Source organism: Phycicoccus sp. CSK15P-2 (assembly GCF_016888005.1).
Lineage (GTDB): Bacteria > Actinomycetota > Actinomycetes > Actinomycetales > Dermatophilaceae > Phycicoccus.
The window spans coordinates 40,125-59,551 of record NZ_JAFDVE010000011.1 but is presented as its reverse complement, the minus strand read 5'-3'; the positions used below and the strand labels follow the sequence as shown (position 1 = coordinate 59,551).

Sequence of the window (19,427 nt, the reverse complement as noted above, 5' to 3'; positions counted from 1 at the left end):
CGCTGGCCGACGTGAGCGACACCGCGTCCGACGTCCCCGTCCCCCTCGAGGAGCTCGTCCCGTCCTGGGTCCCGGTGCCCGACCTCGCCGAGCGCTACGGCCTGCGGCTGTCCAGCGCGCGCTCCCTCGTCGAGGACCGCGAGGTGCTCGCGGCGCGGGTCGGGGAGCGGCAGGTCCTCGCCGTACCGGAGGGGTTCCTCGGTGACCACGGTCCGCTCCCCGCGCTCAAGGGCACCTTCACGGTCCTCGCCGACGGTGGCATGGACGACGACGAGATCATCCGCTGGCTGCACACCCCGGACCCCACCCTCCCGGTGCCGGGCAGCCCGCTCGACGCCATCCGCGCCGGCTTCAAGACCGAGGTGCGGCGGCGTGCCATGGAGGAGGCCTTCTAGGCCGGCGGCGGCCCCGGCCGGTGCGGGCGGTCAGGCGCTCCGCGCGGTGGCGGTGGTCACGAGGGCGAGCAGCACCTCACGCGCCTCCGGGTCGAGACCGGGCGCCTCGGCGAGCGCGTCGCGGGCCGACGCCGCGAGCCGGTCGATCTCGGCCTCGACGACCTCGACGGCCCCGGACCCGCTGATGATCCCGCGCAGCTCGTCGACGTCGGTGCGCTCCAGGTCGGCCCGGCCGACCAGCCGCTCGACCCGCTCACGAGCGTCCACCCCGGCGCCGGCGAGGGCGTGCGCGAGCAGGACCGTCCGCTTGCCCTCGCGCAGGTCGTCGCCCGCGGGCTTGCCGGTCTCCTCGGGGTCGCCGAAGACCCCGAGGAGGTCGTCGCGCAGCTGGAAGGCCCGCCCGACGTCCAGCCCGTAGCGGGAGAGGGCGTCCAGGCCGGCCGGGCCCAGCCCACCGACCGTCGCGCCGAGGAGCAGCGGGTGCTCGACGGTGTACTTCGCGCTCTTGTAGCGGATGACCCGCCCTGCCCGGGCCACCCGCTCCTCGTCGGCCACGCCCTCCCACGGGCGGACCGACTCGACGACGTCGAGGAACTGGCCGGCCATGAGCTGGGTGCGCATCCGGTCGAAGACCGTCCGGCCGCGGGCGAGGTCCTCGGCGGGCAGCCCGGAGGTGGCGTAGACCTCGTCGGTCCAGGTGAGGCACAGGTTGCCCGCGAGGACCGCACCGGCGAGCCCGAAGCGCTCACCGTCGCCGGCCCAGCCGCGGTCGACGTGCTGGGTCGCGAGGGAGCGGTGCGCGGCCGGCATGCCACGCCGGGTGTCGGAGTCGTCCATGACGTCGTCGTGGATGAGGGCCGCGGCCTGGAAGAGCTCCATGGCACCGGCCAGCCGGACCAGGGCGGGGGAGTCCGGGAGGCCCGCGGCGCGGGCGCCCCAGTAGAGGAACGCGGCACGTAGCCGCTTGCCCCCGCGGAGCAGGGCGCGCACGGCCCGCAGCAGGTCCTCGACGTCCGGCCCGAGCTCGGCGAGGACCTCGGCCTGGGCCGCGAGCTCGGCGTCGAGGACGTCCTGCACCCGGCGCCGCAGGTCGGCGGTGTCGAGCACGCTGGTCACGGGTGGCTCCTGGCGCGGCGGGACGGTCGGACGATGGTCCCCCGAGCCTACGGTGCCGCCGCTCACGTACCCTCGGCGCATGGCCGAGAACGGAGCAGCCGGTGCGGTGACGGGCACGGACGCCGTCATCCCCGCGCATCTGCGGGCGGGCGCTCCCACGGTCAGCTTCGAGTTCTTCCCGCCGAAGGACGACGCCGCGGAGTCCGCGCTCTGGGACGCGATCCGTCGCCTCGAGCGGGTGCGTCCGGCCTTCGTCTCCGTGACGTACGGGGCGGGGGGCACGAACCAGGACCGCACCGTGCGGGTCACGGCCCGGATCGCGGACGAGACCTCGCTGCGGCCGCTCGCGCACCTCACCTGCGTCGGGCAGTCGGTCGCCCAGCTCCGGCGGGTCGTCGGGCACTACGCGGCCTCGGGGGTCCGGGACATCCTCGCGCTGCGCGGTGACCCGCCCGGTGACGTCCGTGCGCCGTGGACGCCCCACCCGGACGGGCTCGACCACGCGGAGGACCTCGTCCACCTCGTGCGCGGCCTCGGTGACTTCACGATCGGGGTGGCCGCCTTCCCCGACGTCCACCCGGACAGCCCCGACCTCGACCACGACGTCGAGGTCCTCGTCCGCAAGGCCGACGCCGGCGCCTCGTACGCGGTCACCCAGATGGTCTTCGACCCCGACACCTACCTGCGGCTGCGCGACCGCGTGGCGGCCCGCCGCGAGCTGCCGGTCACCCCGGGGCTGATGCCGGTCACGGGCTACCGGCAGATCCAGCGGATGTCCGAGCTCATGGGCACCCCGCTGCCGCCGCGGGTCGTGGAGCGGCTCGAGGCCGTCAAGGACGACCCGGCCGCGGTGCGGGCCGAGGGGGTCGCCATCGCGACCGAGATCGGCCGGCGGCTGCTCGACGAGGGCGCGCCCGGCCTGCACTTCATCACGATGAACCGCTCGACCGCGACCCTCGAGGTGCACGACGCCCTCGGGCTGTGAGGCCCGCCGAGGTCTGCGTCAGGCCGGGGCCTCCGTGGTGGGACGGGACTCCCACAGCGCCCAGTCGGCGCTGACCTCACCGGCCGCGCGTTGGAGCAGCGGCAGGTGGTCGTCGACGAGGCGCTCGGTCGAGGTCTCCGCGGCGTGGACGGTCACGTTCATCGCGGCCCGCACGGCACCCGAGCCGTCGCGGACCGGCACGGCGACCGACCGCACTCCGGCGGCGAGCTCCTCGTCGGCGAGGGCCCAGCCCCGCGCACGGACCCCGCGGAGCTCCTCGGCGAGCGCCTCGGGATCCCAGTGCCGACGCGGGGAGACCGGTGACCGGCTCGGGGTCGCGAGCGCCGCGGCCAGCCGGTCGTCGTCGAGACCCGCGAGCAGCACCTTGCCCTGGGAGGTCGGCGGTGAGGGGAAGCGGGTCCCGATCTCGACCCGCAGCGAGATGATCTTCGGCACCGCGACGCGTGCCACGTAGACGATGTCCGACCCGTCGAGCTGGGCCATCGAGGACGACTCGTGGGTGCGGGACACGAGCCACTCCATCCGCGGACGGGCGATGTCCCACAGGCCGAGCGAGGAGACGTAGGCCGTCCCGAGGGCGAGCACGCGTGGGGTCAGCGCGAACACGCCGTCGGTCTGGCGGACGAACCCCAGCTCCTCGAGCGTCAGGAGGAGCCGCCGGGCCGTGGGGCGGGCGAGGCCGGTGGCCGCGGCGACGTCGCTGAGGGAGCGTGCCGGGTGCGCGGAGTCGAAGCACGTGAGGACGTCGAGCCCGCGTGCCAGTGCCTCGACGAAGTCCGGGCTCTGCCCACGACCGGCCACCGGGTGTGTCCTTCCTTCGGGTCCGCCTGCGTGTCGCGACGACCCTACGCGCCGCGCTGCCGGCCTACGCCTCGCCGGCCCCGGGCTCGCCGAAGATGCTGCCGCGGGCGAGCGTGGTGTCGGTGCGGAAGTCGGTGTACTGGTACGGGTTGTCCAGCACCTTGTCGTCGGCGTCCGGCATGGCGGGGTTCATCCCGGCCGTCCAGGCCTCCTCGCCCATGACCGAGCGGAGGTGGTCGACGGTCGCCTCGGCGCGGCGCCTGAGGTCGGCGAGGTCGACGCCGACGAGCGCGCCGTCGTGCTTGACGACCTTCCCGTCGACGAGCACGGTGTGGACGTCCCCGCGCTGGGCCTGGAAGGCGACGTGGCCGTACGGGTTGAGCAGCGGGAAGGACACGGGGGAGCGGTCGTTGCGCAGGAGGACGACGTCGGCCTTGGCCCCGGGAGCGAGCCGTCCGATCTCGTCGGTGCCGAGGGCACGGGCGCCGCCGCGGGTGGCCCAGTCGACGACCTGCTCGGCGCGCAGGTGGACGTTGGTGACGGTGTCTCCGGTGGCGTGCGCCTCGAGGTGCTCGCGCGAGCGGTCGGCACCGAGCGTCGTGCGCATCGCGGAGAAGAGGTCGCCGCTCCACCACACGCTCGTGTCCATCGACAGCGACACCGGGATGTCGTGCCGGCGGACCTGCCAGGTGGGCGGGTAGCCCTGGCCGGCGCTCTGCTCGGACTCGGTCGAGACCGACACCGAGCCGCCGGTCGCGGCGATCCGGTGGTAGCTGTCCTGCGACAGGGTCGCGGCGTGGACGTACACGGTGGACTCGTCGGCGAACCCGGCGTCGGTCATGAGCCGGATGCCGTCGTCGTTCGTCGCGCCCCACACCCCGGCGTGGGTGGTCACCGGCAGGCCGAGGTCGCGGGCCGCCTCGAACGCGGCCTTCTCCGGGAACGCCGGGTCTCCGGTGACGTCGAAGGCGAGCTGCCAGCCGTAGAGGTCGCCGCGGCGGCGGTCGAGGAAGGAGCGCAGCCCCGGGTCGGCCGTCCACTCCCAGGGGCCGGCCTGGATGTTGCCGTAGGCGAGGACGAACCGGCCGGGCACGGCGGCGAGGGCGTCGACCGCGGCCTCCCCGTGGTCGATGGTCTGCAGGCCGTGCGACCAGTCGACCGTCGTCGTCACCCCGGCCTCGAGCGACTCCCAGGCGGACAGGAGGTTGCCGGTGTGGATGTCCTCGGGCCGGAAGTGCCTCCCGCTCTCGAGGTAGTACCAGACGAAGTACTGGGTGAGCGTCCAGTCGGCCCCGTAGCCGCGCATCGCGGTCTGCCACATGTGCCGGTGGGTGTCGACCATGCCGGGCATGACGACGCCCCCGGACGCGTCGACCTCGAGGGTGCCGTCCGGACCGGACAGTCCCGCACCCACCTCGGCCACGCGGTCCCCGACGACGAGGACGTCGGTGTCGGTGAGGACGGAGTGGGCGTCGTCCATCGGGAGGACGGTGCCCCCGCGGAACAGGACGGCCGGGGCGTCGGTGGTCTCGTGCGGCATCGGGTCTCCCATCGTCATCGATGACGGACGTCTGTCCGTTGGACGGACGGACGTCCGATGACGTCACTGTCACCCGATCGTGTTCGACCTGTCAAGGGCTTCGGTCGTTCGTAGCGGCCCGCCTTGACAGCCCGTCCGGCCCGAGCGACGATCGATGGACGCAGATGGCGGACGTGTGTCCGTTTCTCGACGACGAGGAGGAGACGGGGATGCCGACGGGGTCCGGACCACTCGCGGGGCTGCTCGTCGCGGACTTCTCGCGCATCCTCGCCGGCCCGTACGCGACGATGCTCCTGGCCGACCTCGGCGCCGAGGTGGTCAAGGTCGAGTCCCCCGGCGGTGACGACACCCGCACGTGGAGCCCTCCGGTCCGCGACGGCGTCTCGACGTACTACCTCGGGGTCAACCGCAACAAGCGCTCGGTGGCCCTGGACCTCAAGGACGAGACCGACCTGGCCCTCGCCCGCGAGCTCGCCGGCCGCGCCGACGTCCTCCTCGAGAACTTCAAGCCCGGGGGGCTGGCCCGCTTCGGTCTCGACTACGACACCGTCTCCGTGGGCAACCCCGGCATCGTCTACGCCTCGATCAGCGGCTTCGGCAGCGGCCCGGGGGGCAAGGACCTCCCCGGCTACGACCTCATCGTCCAGGCCATCTCGGGTCTGATGAGCCTCACCGGGTCCCCCGACGGGGAGCCGTTCCGCGCCGGCATCTCGGTCTTCGACGTCATGGCCGGCCTGCACGCGACGATCGGGGTGCTCGCTGCCCTGAACGCCCGCCACGACACCGGCCGCGGCCAGCACGTCGAGGTCAACCTGCTCTCCTCGGCGCTCTCCGGGCTGGTCAACCAGTCGAGCGCGTTCGTCGCCGGAGGGGTCGTCCCGCACCGGATGGGCAACAGCCACCCGAGCCTCTTCCCGTACGAGCCGCTGCCGTGCTCCGACCGCGACCTCATCGTCACGGCCGGCAACAACACCCAGTTCCGTCGCCTCGTCGAGGTGCTCGGCGTCCCCGAGCTCGCGGACGACCCCCGGTTCGCCCGCAACGAGGACCGCACCGCGAACCGCGACGAGCTGCGCCCCCTGCTCGTCGAGCGCCTCGGCACCCGCACGGCGATGGAGTGGTTCTCGGACATCATCGCCGCCGGGGTGCCCTGCGGGCCGATCAACTCGATCGACGGCGGGGTCCGGTTCGCCGAGGACGTCGGGCTCGACCCGGTGGTCCTCGTCGGCGAGGGCGAGGCCGCCGTCCCGTCGGTGCGCAACCCGATCCGGTTCTCCGAGAGCCAGGCCCGCTACGACCTCCCACCGCCCGGGCTGGACGAGCACGGCGAGGAGATCCGCCGCTGGCTCGCCTCGTCCGCCGACGACCCACGGGCCGACGTCACCGAGGAGCAGCGATGACGACGTTCCCCACCTCGCTCGGCACGTCGAGTGCCGACGAGATCCGGCTGCTCGGCCAGGACCTCACCGAAAACCTCATGGGAACGGTGGGCTTCGGCGAGCTCGCGTTCTGGCTCGTCGCCATGCGCCGCCCGACGCCCTCGGAGGTCCGGGTCTTCGAGGCGGTCCTCGTCGCGCTCGCCGACCACGGTTTCACCCCGACCGCGATCGCCGCCCGGCTCACCTACCTCTCCGCCCCGGACTCCATCCAGGGCGCGCTCGCGGCCGGGCTGCTCGGTGGCGGGTCCCGGTTCCTCGGCGTCACCGAGGACTGCGGCCAGTTCCTGCACGCCGTCCTCGCCGACCTCGAGGAGCTGCCGGAGGACGACGCCGGCTGGGACGAGGTGGCCCTCTCGGCCGTCCGCCGGATGCGTGAGGCCGGCCGCTACGTGCCCGGCCTCGGCCACCCGGTCCACAAGCACGGCGACCCGCGCACCCCCGTGCTCGTCGGTATCGCGGACGAGGAGGGGCTACGGGGGCCGCACCTGCGGCTCTTCGAGGCGGTCGGCCGGGTCCACGACCAGGTGCTCGGCCGCCGGCTGCCGCTCAACGGGGCCGGCGTCTGCGGTGCCGCCCTGGCCGACCTCGGGCTGCCGGTCGACCTGCTACGCGGGTTCGCGCTGCTCGCCCGCTGTGCCGGCCTGCTCGGCCAGATCGCCGAGGAGACCCGGCGCCCCATCGGGATGGACGCCTACCTCACCGTCGACCGCAACGCCGAGTACGTCGACCCCGCGTCGTGACCCGGCCCTCGACCCCTCGAGAAGGAGACCCGCAATGGCGCAGGTCGTCGCCGTCATCGCCTCGACGCACCACCCGTTCTACTACCGCGCGAGCACCTCGACCGGTGACGAGCGCCCCCCGTTCGCCGACGAGTGGGTCGCGAAGATCGAGCGGTTCCGGGAGACCTTGACGCGGGCCCGGCCCGACGTCCTCGTCATGGTCGGCAGCGACCACTTCCACCAGCTGTGGCTCGACAACATGCCGCAGTTCCTCGTCGGCAAGGCGCCCGTCTACGACGCCAACTGGTACAACGAGGAGCGCGAGTTCGGGCTCCCGAGGTTCCGGCTCGAGGGGCACGAGGAGCTGAGCTCGCACATCCTGCGCGGCGGCCTGGACTCCGGCTTCGACCTCGCCTTCAGCAACGAGCTGCGGATCGACCACTCGGTGACGTGCCCGATCATCACGCTGCGCCCCGAGGCCGACCTGCCCATCGTGCCGATCTACACGAACATCTTCGCGCCGCCCCTGCCGCAGCCGAAGCGCTTCGTCGAGCTCGGCCGGCAGATCCGGGCGCTCGTCGAGTCGTGGCCGAGCGACCAGCGGGTGGCGATCATCGGGACCGGCCACCTCTCGCTCGAGCTCGGCGGGCCGCGCCAGTTCGGCCCGCACGGCCCCGACCCCGAGTTCGACCGCAGGGCCGTCGAGTGGATCGCGAGCGGGGACGTCGAGGGATGCCTCGCCGAGGTGACGCTCGACAGCCTGCACGCGCCGGGCAACGCGACCCACGGGTTCATGGACTTCATGCTCATGATGGGCGCAGCGGGCGACGGCGCGCGGGCCGACCACGTCGACAGCCTCGACCTCTTCCACACGATGGAGGCCTACTTCACCTGGTACCCGGAAGGAGCCCCGGCGTGAGCAAGTACCTCGTCGACAAGTTCCTCTTCACCGTCGACCGCGACCCCGACCTCGTCGAGCGCTACCGCGAGGACCCGGTCGGCACCGTCGACTGGTGGGAGGAGACGCAGGCGAACCGGATCCTCAGCTGCATCGACGACGAGCGCAGCACCTGGCTGGCCTTCACCGACGCCGAGCGGACCGCGCTGCGCGAGCACGACCACGTCGCGCTCTTCGAGCTCGGCGCGCACCCGTTCCTCACGCTCACGCTCTTCATCGCGATGTTCGAGCGCGACCACGACGAGCCGCTGGCCTACCAGAAGGCGTACGGCGAGGCGCTGGCCCACCTGTCGCTGCCGTACCCCGACATCGCGACCTGACGGCCGTGCGGCTCAGGCGACGTCCATCGGCTGTCCCGCGGTGACCCGGATCAGCTCGTCGTACGTCGTCGCGAAGACGGCATGGCTGTGCCCGGCCGCGGCCCACACCGTGGCGTACCGGCCGAGGGTGACGTCGACGACGGTGCGGACCGGCTGCGGATGGGCGACGGGCGCGACCCCGCCGATCGCCATCCCGGTGTGCTCGCGGACGTAGTCCGGATCGGCCTGCTCGACGGCCGCCAGACCGAGCAGGCCCGCGACCTTCGTCGTGTCGACCCGGTGCCCGCCGGAGGCCAGGACGAGCAGCGGCTCGGTGCTGCCGTCGGGGTGCACCGCGACGAACACGAGGCTGTTCGCGATCTCGGCGGGGGTGACGCCGAGCGCCTCGGCCGCTGCCACCGCGGTCCGCACCGCACCGGGCAGCTGGCGCAGCTCGGGGGTGACGTGGTGGAGGGCCAGGACCTCGAGCACGGCGGCCACCCGGCGGTGCGTGGTGAGGTCCCGCTGCGGAGGCACGTCGTCCGGCGCGACACCGACCGAGTCGGTCGTCATGGCGGGAGCGTAGTGGCCCGGAGGGGTTGACGGTGGGCGCCTCGCCGCGCGGGCGCCGCGGTGGTGAGACCTCCGTCCGCGAACGTGTGTGAACACGCCGCCACGTTCACGGTGTCATGTGTGGACCTGTCGGACACGTGGTGTCAGGAACTTTCGTACACCATCGGGCGCCAGGTGCTTCGGAGTGCCGCAGGTCCTCTCACGGGGTCGGCCACCCGCGGGACCCCGGGGTGACGCGCTCGTCGGCGAGGATGCCCGGGGCGACCGCTGAGTCCCGGGGTGGCCACGGCCGGGTTCCTCGGCAGTGGCGACGGGAGAGATACAGCGAGCCGACCCGCGGCCGTCCGCCTCGCTCGGGACCGGTGCCGGCCCTGGGCTCGGTGTATCCCTCCCGCGATGCATCCCGCCCGAGACCGACCCACGGTCCCGCACCGGCAGGCGGCAGGTCACCCACGTGGGTTCGGTGGCCTGCGGGTCCACGGCGCGGTCGACGCCCGGCCGAGCGCGGGCCCAGCGCAGGACGGCGGGCTCCTGGCGGGTCAGGCTCTGCCCGGTCACCCGCAGGTGTGGCGTCGCCGGGGCGTCAGCGCTGACGGGTCGGGCGGACGACGATCTCGTTGACGTCGACGCCTACGGGCTGCTCGACCGCGTAGCACACGGCGTCGGCGATGGCCTCGGGCGGAATGGTGTGGGCACGGTAGGTGTGCATCAGGGCAGCGGCTTCGGGGTCGGTGATGGTGGAGGCGAGCTCTGACTCCACGACACCCGGTGAGATGGTCGTGACCCGCACGGAAGGGTCGGCCTCCAGCCGGAGTCCTTCGGTGATCGCCCACGCCGCGTATTTCGTGGCGCAGTAGACCGCGGCGGTGGGGGAGACCTCGTGGGCGCCGACGGAGGCGATGGTGACGAAGTGGCCGCTCTCCTGGCGGGCGAAGACGGGCAGAGCTGCCGCGATCCCGTGGAGAAGGCCACGGACGTTGACGTCGATCATCCGGTTCCACTCGTCGACCAGGAGCGACGAGAGGGGTGACAGCGGCATGACGCCGGCGTTGTTGACCATGACGTCCACGGCGCCGAGCTCCTCGACCGCGGCGTCGACGAAGTGGCGTACCTGGTCGAGGTCGGTGACGTCGAGTGAGCGGGAGCGGAGGCTGCCGCCGGCCGCCTCGGCCGCCCGTGCGTGCTCGGCGACCAGCGCGTCGACCCTCTCGGTACGCCGGGCTCCGGCGACGACGTCGTGGCCGGCGCAGGCGAGCCGGTGGGCAGTGGCCGCTCCGATGCCGCTGCTGGCACCGGTGACGAGAACGACACTCATGACGGTTCCTCCGAGGTGGGGTTCGGGTGGGCGAGCGGAGGACGTCGTCACCCGGCTCGTGCCTCCAGGCTGGCCGTGTCGCACGAGACGAGGAAGGGCGGGCACTTCCTGGGTGCGGCACTCCCACCCGGCACGCCCGCCGTGCGCCACGACGCTCAGTCCCTGGGCGCGGCGTCCCGGTCCCGGGTGGCGGCCACCGTGCCCAGCAGTGCCAGGGCCCCCTCGCTGGGCGACCCGGGCTCGGCGTGGTAGACGACGAGCTCCTGCCCCGGACTCGACCTCACGTCGAACGAGTGCATCCTCAGGGTGAGGTCACCGACCTCCCGGTGCCGGAGGTGCTTCACCTCGAGCCGCTTCCCGCGGGCCTCGTGGCGCCTCCACAGCCGTCCGAACTCCCCGCTGGTCTCGGTGGCCCTGGCGAGCACGGCAGCGATGCGCTGGTCGTGCGGGTAGCGGCCGTGCAGCACCCGGAACCCGGCCACGGTGTTGGCCGCCACGAGGTCCCAGTCGCGGTAGAAGTGGCGCGCCGAGGGGTCGGCGAAGACCATGAGCAGAAGGTTAGGCATGGTCTCGAACCCCTCGAAGAGTGCCTGGCCGAGGCGGTTCGCGGCGAGCACGTCGTAGGCGCGACCGAGGACGACCGCCGGATGGTCCGGCCACCCCTCCATCAAGGTCAGCAGCGAGGCGTCCACGCGTTCGGGCAGCGGTGCGGCCTCGTCCCCCGGAGCCAGGCCGGCGAGCCGGAACAGGTGCTCGCGACCGTCCCTGTCCAGACGGAGCGCCCGGCACAGTGACGTGAGGAGCTGGGCGGACGGGCTGCGTTCGCGTCCCTGTTCCAGCCGCACGTAGTAGTCGACGCTCATGCCGGCCAGCATCGCGACCTCCTCGCGACGAAGGCCCGGCACGCGCCGAGAGCCGTAGGTCGGCAGCCCCACGTCATCGGGACGGGTCTCGGCGCGCCGTGCGCGGAGGAAGTCGCCGAGAGCGGAAGCGGTCATGTCGGGACGGTAACGCCGATCTCGGTGACGTACCTGGCCCGGTGACACCCACCCCGGGAGGGCCGGCACGTACGGAGGAGCACCTCTCCGTCACCGGCCGGTCGTCCCGGAACGGCTTGACGGGGTGTCGGGGGAGCGGGCTAGAGTGGATGTCCGGTCGAACACCTGTTCGACCAGCCCGTCCTCCGACCACCGGCACCCACAGGGTTCGCCGGGCGGTCGGTCCTGCCCAGCGGAGGTCGCCATGGCACGTCGGCACGACGAGCCCGTCGAGGTGCGCTCCGGGGCGGCAGATGGAGGAGCGGGTGCGCTCACCGTCGGCACCGGCCCGCGCTCGTTCGTCTGGCGGGGCCGCCGGTACACCGTGTGCGCCGTCCTGGACACCTGGCAGGAGCGTCGGGCCTGGTGGCGCGAGGTCGGGGAGCACCCGGCGGGGGCACCGGACACCGAGCGGCGGGTGTGGCGGGTCGAGGCCCGGCCGCCGGCCGGGACGCCCGGGGTGTTCGACCTCGGCCGGGACGACGACCACTGGCTCCTCCTGCGGGCCCACGACTGAGGGAGACCGACGACCCATGCCCCACGCTGCGACGACCCTCGACCTCCTCGACCGCGCCCGGGACGCCCTGACCTCGGGCTACGCCGCGAACGCCGCCTCCGCCCGGTACCTCGCCGCCTCGATGGCCGCGCTGCGGTCCGCCGCTGCGCTGCTCGCCGCGCGCCCTGCGGTCCGGGACGGCTCGGGGCCCGGCCCGCACGACGTCTGGGCGCTCACCGCCCGCTCCGCCCCCGAGCTCGCCGAGTGGGCGCAGCGGTTCGCCGCCGTCACCGGGCAGCGCGTCGGGGTCGAGACCGGTCTCGTCCGGGTCACCGCCCGCGAGGCCGACGACCTGCTCCGCGACGCCGAGACCTTCGTCGACCTCGTCGCGGTCCGGCTCGGCGTCCCCGCCCTGCATCCCGCGGCCCGGCGCCTGGCCCCCGTCCGCACCGCCTGAGGCCGGGCCGTGTCCGGCGCCGACGGCTTCGCCCACCTCCACGTCGCCTCGGGCTTCTCGATGCGCTACGGCGCCTCGATGCCCGAGGACCTCGTCGCCCGCTCCGTCGCGCTCGGCCAGGGGACGCTCGCCCTCACCGACCGAGACGGCCTCTACGGCGCGGTCCGGTTCGCGCAGGCCTGCGGCGCGGCCGGCGTCGACCCCGTCCTCGGCGTCGACCTCGCCGTCTCCGACCTCGCCCCCACCCCCCGGACGCCCCGGGCCCGCACCCCGGTGCGCGGCGGGGCGGTCGTCGACCCGCGCCGCCCCCGGGTCACCGTGCTCGCCCGCGGCCGGGTCGGAGACACCGCCGCCGGGGCCGGATGGGCGGCCCTGTGCCGGCTCGTCACCGCGACCCACCTGCGCGGCGAGCGCGGCGTCCCCGTGACGACCCCGGACCTCCTCGGGCAGTGGTCCCTCGCGGCCGAGGACGCCCCCGGGGGGCCGGCGCGGCTCGTCGTCCTCCTCGGCCCGGACTCCGACGTCGGCCGGGCGCTGCTCGCCGGGCAGCGCGCCCGGGCCCGCGACCTCCTCACCCGCTGGCAGACCCTCCTGCCCCGCGACGGCCTCGCCCTCGAGGTCGTCCTCCACGGCGGCCCCGAGGGCACGCCCGGATGCCGGTCGCACGCGGCCCGGCTGCTCGGGCTCGCCGACGCGGTCGGGGTCCCGGCCGTCCTCTCCGCCGCGGTCAGGCACGCCGAGCCCGGGCAGGTCCGCACCGTCGACGTCCTCGACGCCGCGCGCCGCCTCGTCGTCCTCGACTCCCGCCACCTCGACCGCGTCACCGACGCCGGGCACCTCGCGGGCACCGGCGAGATGCGGGCCCGTGCCCTGGCCGTCACCGGCGGCGACACCGCCCGCGCCGACCGGCTCCTCGCGATGACCGCCCGGCTCGCCGCCGAGTGCGTCCAGCACGCCCACGACGACCTCGGCATCGGGGCGGTCCACCTCCCCGAGCCGGAGGTCCTCGGCCTCGGGCCCGGTGAGGACCCGATGGACGAGCTCGTCCACCGTTGCCGGGCCGGGGTCGGCCGGCGCTACCCGGGGGCGTCCGAGGCGCACCTCGCCGTCGTCCACGACCGGCTCGACGCCGAGCTCGCCGTCATCCGCTCGCTCGGCTACCCGACGTACTTCCTCACCGTCGCCGAGGTCACCGACCTCGTCCGGGAGCGCGGCGTGCGGGTCGCGGCCCGTGGCTCCGGCGCCGGCAGCCTGGTCAACCACCTCCTCGGCATCAGCGGCATCGACCCCGTCCGCCACGGCCTCCTCATGGAGCGGTTCTGCTCCCCGCTGCGGGCCGAGCTGCCGGACATCGACATCGACGTCGAGTCCGCCCGGCGCACCGAGATCTACGAGGCGGTGCTCGACCGCTTCGGCGGCGAGCGGGTCACGTGCGTGTCGATGACGGACACCTACAAGGTCCGGCACGCCGTCCGCGACGTCGGGGCCGCGCTCGGGATGGCCCCGCAGGAGGTCGACGAGATCGCCAAGGCATTCCCCCACATCCGGGCCCGGGACGCCCGCAGCGCCGTCGCCGACCTCCCCGAGCTGCGCAGCCGTGGCCTGGACTCGCCCCGGATGGGCGCCTTCTTCGACCTCGTCGAGGCCCTCGACGGCCTGCCCCGGCACATCGCGCTGCACCCGTGCGGGGTCGTGCTGTCGAGTGCCGGGATGCTCGACCGCACGCCGGTCGAGGCCAGCTGGCTCGGTTTCCCGATGAGCCAGTTCGACAAGGACGACGTCGAGACCCTCGGGTTCCTCAAGCTCGACGTCCTCGGCATCCGGATGCAGTCCTCGATGGCGCACGCCGTCGCCGAGGTCGAGCGGGTCACGGGGGAGCGCATCGACCTCGACGACGAGGCACAGGTGCCGCTCGACGACGAGAGCACCTTCGAGCTCATCCGGACGACCCGCACCCTCGGGATGTTCCAGATCGAGAGCCCGGGGCAGCGCGAGCTCGTCGGCAAGCTCGGGCCCACCGAGTTCGAGGACCTCGTCATCGACATCTCGCTCTTCCGGCCCGGGCCGGTGAAGTCCGACATGATCACCCCGTTCCTCGAGTCCCGGCACGGCTGGCGGGAGCGGCGCTTCCTCCATCCGAGCCTCGTGCCGGCGCTCGAGGAGACCGAGGGCGTCGTCGTCTTCCACGAGCAGGTGCTGCTCATCGTCGCCGAGACCACCGGGGTGAGCCTGGCCCAGGCAGACGAGGTGCGCCGCAGCATGGGCACGCCGAAGGGCCAGAAGGAGGTCGAGGCGTGGTGGCGCCCGGCGGCGCGGGCCCGCGGCTACACCCCCGAGGAGCGCGACCGGATCTGGGCGGTGCTCAAGAGCTTCGCGAGCTTCGGCTTCTGCAAGGCGCACGCCGCGGCGTTCGCGCTGCCCACGTACCACTCGGCGTGGCTCAAGGCCCACCACCCGGCGGCCTTCCTCGCAGGCATCCTCACCCACGACCCGGGGATGTACCCCAAGCGGCTGCTCCTCGACGACGCCCGCTCCTTCGGCATCCCGGTCCTCGGCCTCGACGTCAACGTCTCGTCCGACACCTACCGCATCGAGCCGGTGGACGACGCCGGAGTCGCCGGCACGGGAGGGGAGGCGCTGAGCGGAGCAGCCGACGACGCAGCACCCGAGGGAGCGGATCCCGACGCGGTGCCGGGGTGGAAGCGTGACCCGCAGCCGTACGGCATCCGGCTCTCGCTCGCCGACGTCAAGGGCATCAGCGCGGCCGAGGTCGCCCGGACGGTGGCCGGCCAGCCGTACTCCGACCTCGGCGACTTCTGGACCCGGGCCCGGGTCAGCCGCCCGGTCACCGAGCGGCTCGTCCTGGCCGGAGCCTTCGACTCCCTGCACGGGCTGGGGCCCGGCAGCCTCGGGCGGCGCGGCCGGGTCACCCGGCGCGACCTCCTGCTCCACGTCGCCGAGCTCGACCGCTGGGAGCGGCACGGGGGAGCGGGGCGGCGAGCCGGTCCGCGCCGGGGCCACCGCGCGCCGCAGGAGGGCACCGTCGACGGCCACCGGCTCGTCGTGCCGACCAGCACCGTCCGCGAGGAGCAGGAGGCCGGCGCCGACGTCCGGGCCCGGGCGGCCGCTCAGTCGCAGGCGGCCCGTGAGGTCCGTCCGGCCCGGGAGCAGCCGACCCAGCTGACCCTCGACCTCGGCGACCGGCCGCGGCTCGTCGCCGGCACCGGGCTGCCCGAGATGACCGGGGCCGAGCGGGTCCGCGCCGAGCTCGACGTCCTCGGCCTCGACGCCTCGGCCCACGTCGCCTCGTTCTACGAGCCGTTGCTCACCGCGCTCGGCGTCACCCGCAGCCGCGACCTGTTGAGCAGCCGCAGCCGCAGCGAGGTCTGGGTCGCCGGGGTCAAGGTCGCGACCCAGACCCCGCCGGTCCGCTCCGGGCGGCGGGTCGTCTTCCTCACCCTGGACGACGGCACCGGCCCGTCGGACTGCACGTTCTTCGAGGACGTCCAGGGCCCGTACGCCGGCGTCGTCTTCCACTCGTGGATGCTCCTCGTCCGCGGCGTGCTGCGCCGCACCGGCGACCGTGGCGTCTCGATCCGGGCCACCGGGGCCTGGGAGCTCGCCGCGCTGTGGGACGCCTGGCAGCTCGGTGGGCTCGCGGCCGTCCGGGAGGCCGTCGTGGCGGGGGAGGCCGGCGCCGTGGCTCGGGCGGAGGCCGCCGAGCACGCCGTCCGCGAGGCAGCGCAGCAGCCCGGTCGCCGGGTGCTCGTCCACGCCTCGGGGTTCAGGCAGTCGCCGTACGCCGACATCCGGCCCGCCGGGGCCGACCCCCGCTCCGGGCGTGGTGTGCCGGGCTCCTCCGCGCTGCCGTCGCGCAAGCTGTGGCACGCCAGCCCGGGAAGCTCGGGACACTAGGGTGGGACCCTCCGCAGCACCGCCGACGACCCCCCGAGGAGACCGCCCGTGGCCGACGACCGTGGCCGTCCCCCACGCCCGGCCCTGGCGGCCGGGTCCCGCACCGCGGTCGTCCAGCGCGTCCTCGACGCCCACGTGGCCGAGCGGTCCGCCGCGCTCGGCCGCCCGCTGCGCGTCCTCGACCTCGGTGGTGGCACGGGCGGCACGGCCGTCCCGCTCGCCGTGGCCGGTCACGGGCTCACCGTCGTCGACCCCAGCCCCGACGCGCTCTTCTCGCTGCGCCGCCGGGCCACCGAGCAGGGTGTGGAGGGGCGCATCCACGCCCTCCAGGGCGACGCCGACACCGTCCGCGACCTCGTCGGCACCGACGCCGCGTTCGACCTCGTCTGCCTGCACGGGACCCTCGAGGTCGTCGACGACCCCGCCGCAGCGGTCGGTGCCGTCGCCGCGCTCCTCGCCCCGGACGGCACGTTCAGCCTCGTCGTGGCCCAGCGCCTCCACGCCGTGCTCACCCATGCCCTCGCCGGGCGGCTCGACCGCGCCCGCGCGGTCCTCGAGCGCCCCGACGGCAGGTGGGGGGAGGACGACCCCGCGCCCCACCGGTTCGACGAGCCGGCCGTGCTCGCCCTCCTGCGTGAGCACGGTCTCGAGCCCGTCCACGTCCAAGGGGTCCGGGTCTTCGCCGACCTCGTCCCCTCGGCGCTCCTGGACTCCGACTCGGACCGGGCCGCTCTCGCCGCCCTCGAGGACGCCGCCGCGGCGGCCGCCGACCACCCGCTGCTCGGCAGCCTCGGCAGCGCCCTGCACGTCCTCGCGGCCCGCGGCTGACCGCGCGCCCGCCCGACCCGCCGCGGGACGCTCCGGCTCACCCGGGAGCCCTCGGCGGCGCGTCCGATGGTGCAGGAACCGGGGTGACCACCCCCGCTCCTGCACCATCACGGGTGCCGGCGGAGGGTGCGTCGCGCGGCGGGGGAGCGAGGCGTCCCCATGAGCCGCCGCCAGTTCGCCCTTCCCGAGAGGCTCCACGACACCCCGCCCGACGACACCGGGTGCACCGTCCTCCACGTCGACATGGACGCCTTCTACGCGTCGGCCACCCTGCTGTCCCACCCCGAGCTGGTCGGCACGCCGGTCATCATCGGCGGCGGGACCCGCGGTGTCGTCCTCTCGGCCACCTACGAGGCCCGCCGGTTCGGGGTCACCTCGGCGATGCCGATGGGACGCGCCCGCCGTCTCTGCCCGCAGGCGACCGTGCTGCGTCCCGACCACGACCTCTACGCGACGATCTCGGCCGGGGTCATGGAGACCTTCCGTGCGGTCACCCCGCACCTGGAGCCCCTGAGCCTCGACGAGGCCTTCCTCGACGTCTCCGGGGCGGTCCGGCGGCTCGGCAGCCCCGCGACGATCGCCCAGCACCTGCGGGACACCGTCCACGACGAGCAGGGGATCACGTGCTCGGTCGGGGTCGCCCCGAGCAAGCTCGTCGCGAAGCTCGCCTCGAACCTCGCCAAGCCGGACGGCATGGTCGTCGTGCCCGGCGACGAGGTCGTCCCGTTCGTCCAGCAGCTGCCCGTCGCGGCCCTGTGGGGGGTGGGGGACCGGACGGAGGAGACGCTGCTCCGGCTCGGGCTGCGCACCGTCGCCGACATCGCCCACACCCCGGTAGAGACCCTCGTCCGAGGCCTCGGGGAGGCCACCGGCCGGCATCTGCACGAGCTCGCGTGGGGGCACGACCCGCGTCCGGTCGAGCGGGAGCAGCGGGAGAAGAGCATCGGCAGCGACGAGACGTTCGAGGCCGACCTCGACGACGCCGTCCTCATCCGCCGCCACCTGCTCGCCCTGAGCGAGCGCACCGCGGCCCGTACCCGCACCGCGGGTCTCACGGGTCGGACCGTCACCCTCAAGGTGAGGTTCAGCGACTTCACGACGATCACCCGGGCGAGGACCCTCCGGGAGCCGACCGACAGCGGGCGGGCGGTCCATGCCACCGCGACCCACCTCTTCGACGCCCTCGGCCTGCAGCGGGCCCGGATCCGGCTCGTCGGGGTGCGGCTCTCCGGTCTCGTCCCCGCCGAGCGGGCCCCGCTCCAGGGGGTCCTCGGGGAGCCCGAGCACGGCTGGCGAGACGCCGACCGTGCCGTCGACCGGGCCCGCGCCAGGTTCGGTTCGGACGTCGTCCGTCCAGCCAGTCTCGTGGAACCTCGTCCATCCGCTTCCGTGCGGCGACCTCGGCACCTATCCTGAACGGACAGGGACCAACGGGGCGCTCGTCGGGCGTCCGAGCCGACCACCGGGAGGATCAGTGCCCCTCTCAGACCACGAGCAGCAGATGCTCGAGCAGATGGAGCAGGCGCTCACCGCCGAGGACCCCAAGTTCGCCTCGCAGATGAAGAGCAGCGGACTCGGCTCCATCCAGCGACGGCGATGGGTCGTCGGTGCGGTCGGGGTGCTTATCGGCCTCGGGCTCGTCCTCGTCGGGGTCAACACGACGATGTGGGTCGGGGCCGTCGGATTCGCGGTCATGGTCATGGCCGCCGTCTTCGCCGCCACCCCATCGCGGGCCTCCCGCCTCGGGGTCGTCAGCGAGGACGGCACGGTCCAGTCGAAGGGCGCGCGGTCGCGGAAGAAGGGCGGATCGCTCATCGACCGCCTCGACGAGCGCTGGGAGCGCCGCGAGAACAACTGGTGACCGCCGGCGCGGTCCTGGTGGCCGTGGGCGCGGTCCTTCTGGGCCTCGGCCTGCTCCTCGTCCCCCTGCCGGGGCCCGGATGGCTCCTCGTCCTGTCCAGCATTGTCCTGCTCGGCATCGGCGTGGCACTGCGCGCCGCGGTCAGGTGACGAGCAGCCCCACGACGTAGAGGGCGGCGACCGACAGCCCGGCGACGAGCTCGATCCCGATGCCCTGAGCGATGGCGACGACCGCGTGCTTGGTGCGGCTCCACGCATCCGACCGCCCCGACCCACGACCCGTCTCGACGAGCCAGATCCCGCCGACGAAGCCGACGACCGCTCCGACGACCGGGATGACGAAGAACCCGACGATCCCCAGCCCGACGGCGAGGACGAGGGTCGAGGTCCGGACGCCGCGCTCCTTCATCCGCCGGCCGGGGAGGAGGTACTGGAGCACCAGCCCCGCGCCCGCGAGGAGCAGGGCCATCGCGAGCAGCACCCAGCCGGTGACGGACTGCTCGCCGAGCGCCCACACGAGCATGCCGAAGACGATGAGCAGCATGCCGGGCAGGACCGGGACGACGATCCCGAACAGCCCGATGACGATGAGCAGCGGGGGGAGGACGATCCAGACGTCGTCGGCCATCGCGTCCATGGGTGAGCCGCCGGACGGTGGCAGGAGCCGGGGTGG

At 74.2% G+C, this 19,427-nt stretch carries 20 protein-coding genes; 13 read left to right on the top strand and 7 right to left on the bottom strand.

What is annotated here, in order from left to right:
• Window positions 1–11: 11 nt before the first annotated feature.
• Entirely contained in the window at window positions 12–395 is a 384-nt protein-coding gene (locus JQN72_RS07195; protein ID WP_204134490.1) for an Rv2175c family DNA-binding protein, read from the top strand.
• A 30-nt stretch (window positions 396–425) separates the two neighbouring features.
• Here the strand turns inward: JQN72_RS07195 and JQN72_RS07190 are convergent, their stop codons facing one another.
• Window positions 426–1,511: a polyprenyl synthetase family protein gene (locus tag JQN72_RS07190; protein ID WP_307812491.1), complete on the bottom strand. Its 1,086-nt coding sequence runs from the start codon at window positions 1,509–1,511 to the stop codon at window positions 426–428.
• 79 nt (window positions 1,512–1,590) lie between these two features.
• Between JQN72_RS07190 and metF the strand changes: the two genes are divergently transcribed.
• Window positions 1,591–2,496 (top strand): methylenetetrahydrofolate reductase [NAD(P)H], encoded by a 906-nt coding sequence (gene metF, locus JQN72_RS07185; protein WP_204134488.1) that lies wholly within the window; start codon window positions 1,591–1,593, stop codon window positions 2,494–2,496.
• An 18-nt stretch (window positions 2,497–2,514) separates the two neighbouring features.
• Here metF and JQN72_RS07180 read toward each other — a convergent pair whose 3' ends face one another.
• Both JQN72_RS07180 and JQN72_RS07175 read right to left on the bottom strand, forming a co-directional pair.
• The gene (locus JQN72_RS07180) at window positions 2,515–3,318 is read right to left on the bottom strand and encodes an IclR family transcriptional regulator C-terminal domain-containing protein (protein WP_204134487.1); all 804 of its coding nucleotides are present in this window, start codon (window positions 3,316–3,318) and stop codon (window positions 2,515–2,517) included.
• Between the two features lie 64 nt (window positions 3,319–3,382).
• Entirely contained in the window at window positions 3,383–4,858 is a 1,476-nt protein-coding gene (locus JQN72_RS07175; protein ID WP_204134486.1) for an amidohydrolase family protein, read from the bottom strand.
• Between the two features lie 209 nt (window positions 4,859–5,067).
• Between JQN72_RS07175 and JQN72_RS07170 the strand changes: the two genes are divergently transcribed.
• The 4 genes from JQN72_RS07170 to JQN72_RS07155 are packed head-to-tail and all read left to right on the top strand — an operon-like array spanning window position 5,068 to window position 8,294.
• A complete protein-coding gene (locus JQN72_RS07170; RefSeq protein ID WP_239100274.1) occupies window positions 5,068–6,258 on the top strand; it encodes a CaiB/BaiF CoA-transferase family protein in 1,191 nt (396 codons plus the stop codon).
• Window positions 6,255–7,037 carry a citryl-CoA lyase gene (locus tag JQN72_RS07165; RefSeq protein WP_204134484.1) on the top strand — a complete coding sequence of 261 codons (783 nt, stop codon included), beginning with the start codon at window positions 6,255–6,257 and terminating at the stop codon, window positions 7,035–7,037. Before JQN72_RS07170 ends, JQN72_RS07165 begins: the two co-directional genes overlap by 4 nt.
• A gap of 34 nt (window positions 7,038–7,071) precedes the next feature.
• A complete protein-coding gene (locus JQN72_RS07160; RefSeq protein ID WP_204134483.1) occupies window positions 7,072–7,935 on the top strand; it encodes a hypothetical protein in 864 nt (287 codons plus the stop codon).
• Window positions 7,932–8,294 carry a hypothetical protein gene (locus tag JQN72_RS07155; protein WP_204134482.1) on the top strand — a complete coding sequence of 121 codons (363 nt, stop codon included), beginning with the start codon at window positions 7,932–7,934 and terminating at the stop codon, window positions 8,292–8,294. The genes JQN72_RS07160 and JQN72_RS07155 overlap by 4 nt, the downstream gene beginning before the upstream one ends.
• A gap of 12 nt (window positions 8,295–8,306) precedes the next feature.
• On the opposite strand, the gene JQN72_RS07150 is transcribed toward JQN72_RS07155, so the two are convergent.
• The 3 genes from JQN72_RS07150 to JQN72_RS07140 all read right to left on the bottom strand — a co-directional run bounded on the left by JQN72_RS07150 (window position 8,307) and on the right by JQN72_RS07140 (window position 11,159).
• Window positions 8,307–8,846, bottom strand: a complete 540-nt coding sequence (locus tag JQN72_RS07150; RefSeq protein WP_204134481.1) for a YbaK/EbsC family protein — start codon at window positions 8,844–8,846, stop codon at window positions 8,307–8,309.
• 583 nt (window positions 8,847–9,429) lie between these two features.
• A complete protein-coding gene (locus tag JQN72_RS07145; RefSeq protein WP_204134480.1) occupies window positions 9,430–10,161 on the bottom strand; it encodes an SDR family oxidoreductase in 732 nt (243 codons plus the stop codon).
• Window positions 10,162–10,316: 155 nt separating this feature from the next.
• Window positions 10,317–11,159 carry a helix-turn-helix transcriptional regulator gene (locus JQN72_RS07140; RefSeq protein WP_204134479.1) on the bottom strand — a complete coding sequence of 281 codons (843 nt, stop codon included), beginning with the start codon at window positions 11,157–11,159 and terminating at the stop codon, window positions 10,317–10,319.
• A 244-nt stretch (window positions 11,160–11,403) separates the two neighbouring features.
• Between JQN72_RS07140 and JQN72_RS07135 the strand changes: the two genes are divergently transcribed.
• The 7 genes from JQN72_RS07135 to JQN72_RS07105 all read left to right on the top strand — a co-directional run bounded on the left by JQN72_RS07135 (window position 11,404) and on the right by JQN72_RS07105 (window position 18,904).
• Complete coding sequence (locus JQN72_RS07135) at window positions 11,404–11,715, top strand: DUF6504 family protein (protein WP_204134478.1); 312 nt, start codon at window positions 11,404–11,406, stop codon at window positions 11,713–11,715.
• A gap of 16 nt (window positions 11,716–11,731) precedes the next feature.
• On the top strand, window positions 11,732–12,151 hold the full coding sequence (locus JQN72_RS07130; RefSeq protein WP_204134477.1) for an SAV_6107 family HEPN domain-containing protein: 420 nt from the start codon (window positions 11,732–11,734) through the stop codon (window positions 12,149–12,151).
• Window positions 12,152–12,211: 60 nt separating this feature from the next.
• Window positions 12,212–16,066, top strand: coding sequence for a DNA polymerase III subunit alpha (locus tag JQN72_RS07125; protein WP_204134615.1), 3,855 nt, complete (start codon window positions 12,212–12,214; stop codon window positions 16,064–16,066).
• Between the two features lie 48 nt (window positions 16,067–16,114).
• Window positions 16,115–16,894 carry a methyltransferase domain-containing protein gene (locus JQN72_RS07120; RefSeq protein ID WP_307812488.1) on the top strand — a complete coding sequence of 260 codons (780 nt, stop codon included), beginning with the start codon at window positions 16,115–16,117 and terminating at the stop codon, window positions 16,892–16,894.
• A gap of 159 nt (window positions 16,895–17,053) precedes the next feature.
• Window positions 17,054–18,310: a DNA polymerase IV gene (gene dinB, locus JQN72_RS07115; RefSeq protein WP_204134476.1), complete on the top strand. Its 1,257-nt coding sequence runs from the start codon at window positions 17,054–17,056 to the stop codon at window positions 18,308–18,310.
• Window positions 18,311–18,368: 58 nt separating this feature from the next.
• A complete protein-coding gene (locus JQN72_RS07110; RefSeq protein ID WP_204134475.1) occupies window positions 18,369–18,755 on the top strand; it encodes a DUF3040 domain-containing protein in 387 nt (128 codons plus the stop codon).
• Window positions 18,752–18,904: a PGPGW domain-containing protein gene (locus JQN72_RS07105; RefSeq protein WP_204134474.1), complete on the top strand. Its 153-nt coding sequence runs from the start codon at window positions 18,752–18,754 to the stop codon at window positions 18,902–18,904. The genes JQN72_RS07110 and JQN72_RS07105 overlap by 4 nt, the downstream gene beginning before the upstream one ends.
• Here JQN72_RS07105 and JQN72_RS07100 read toward each other — a convergent pair.
• Window positions 18,897–19,382 (bottom strand): DUF456 domain-containing protein, encoded by a 486-nt coding sequence (locus JQN72_RS07100; protein ID WP_204134473.1) that lies wholly within the window; start codon window positions 19,380–19,382, stop codon window positions 18,897–18,899. The two genes, JQN72_RS07105 and JQN72_RS07100, sit on opposite strands and share 8 nt — an antisense overlap.
• Between the last annotated feature and the right edge of the window lie 45 nt (window positions 19,383–19,427).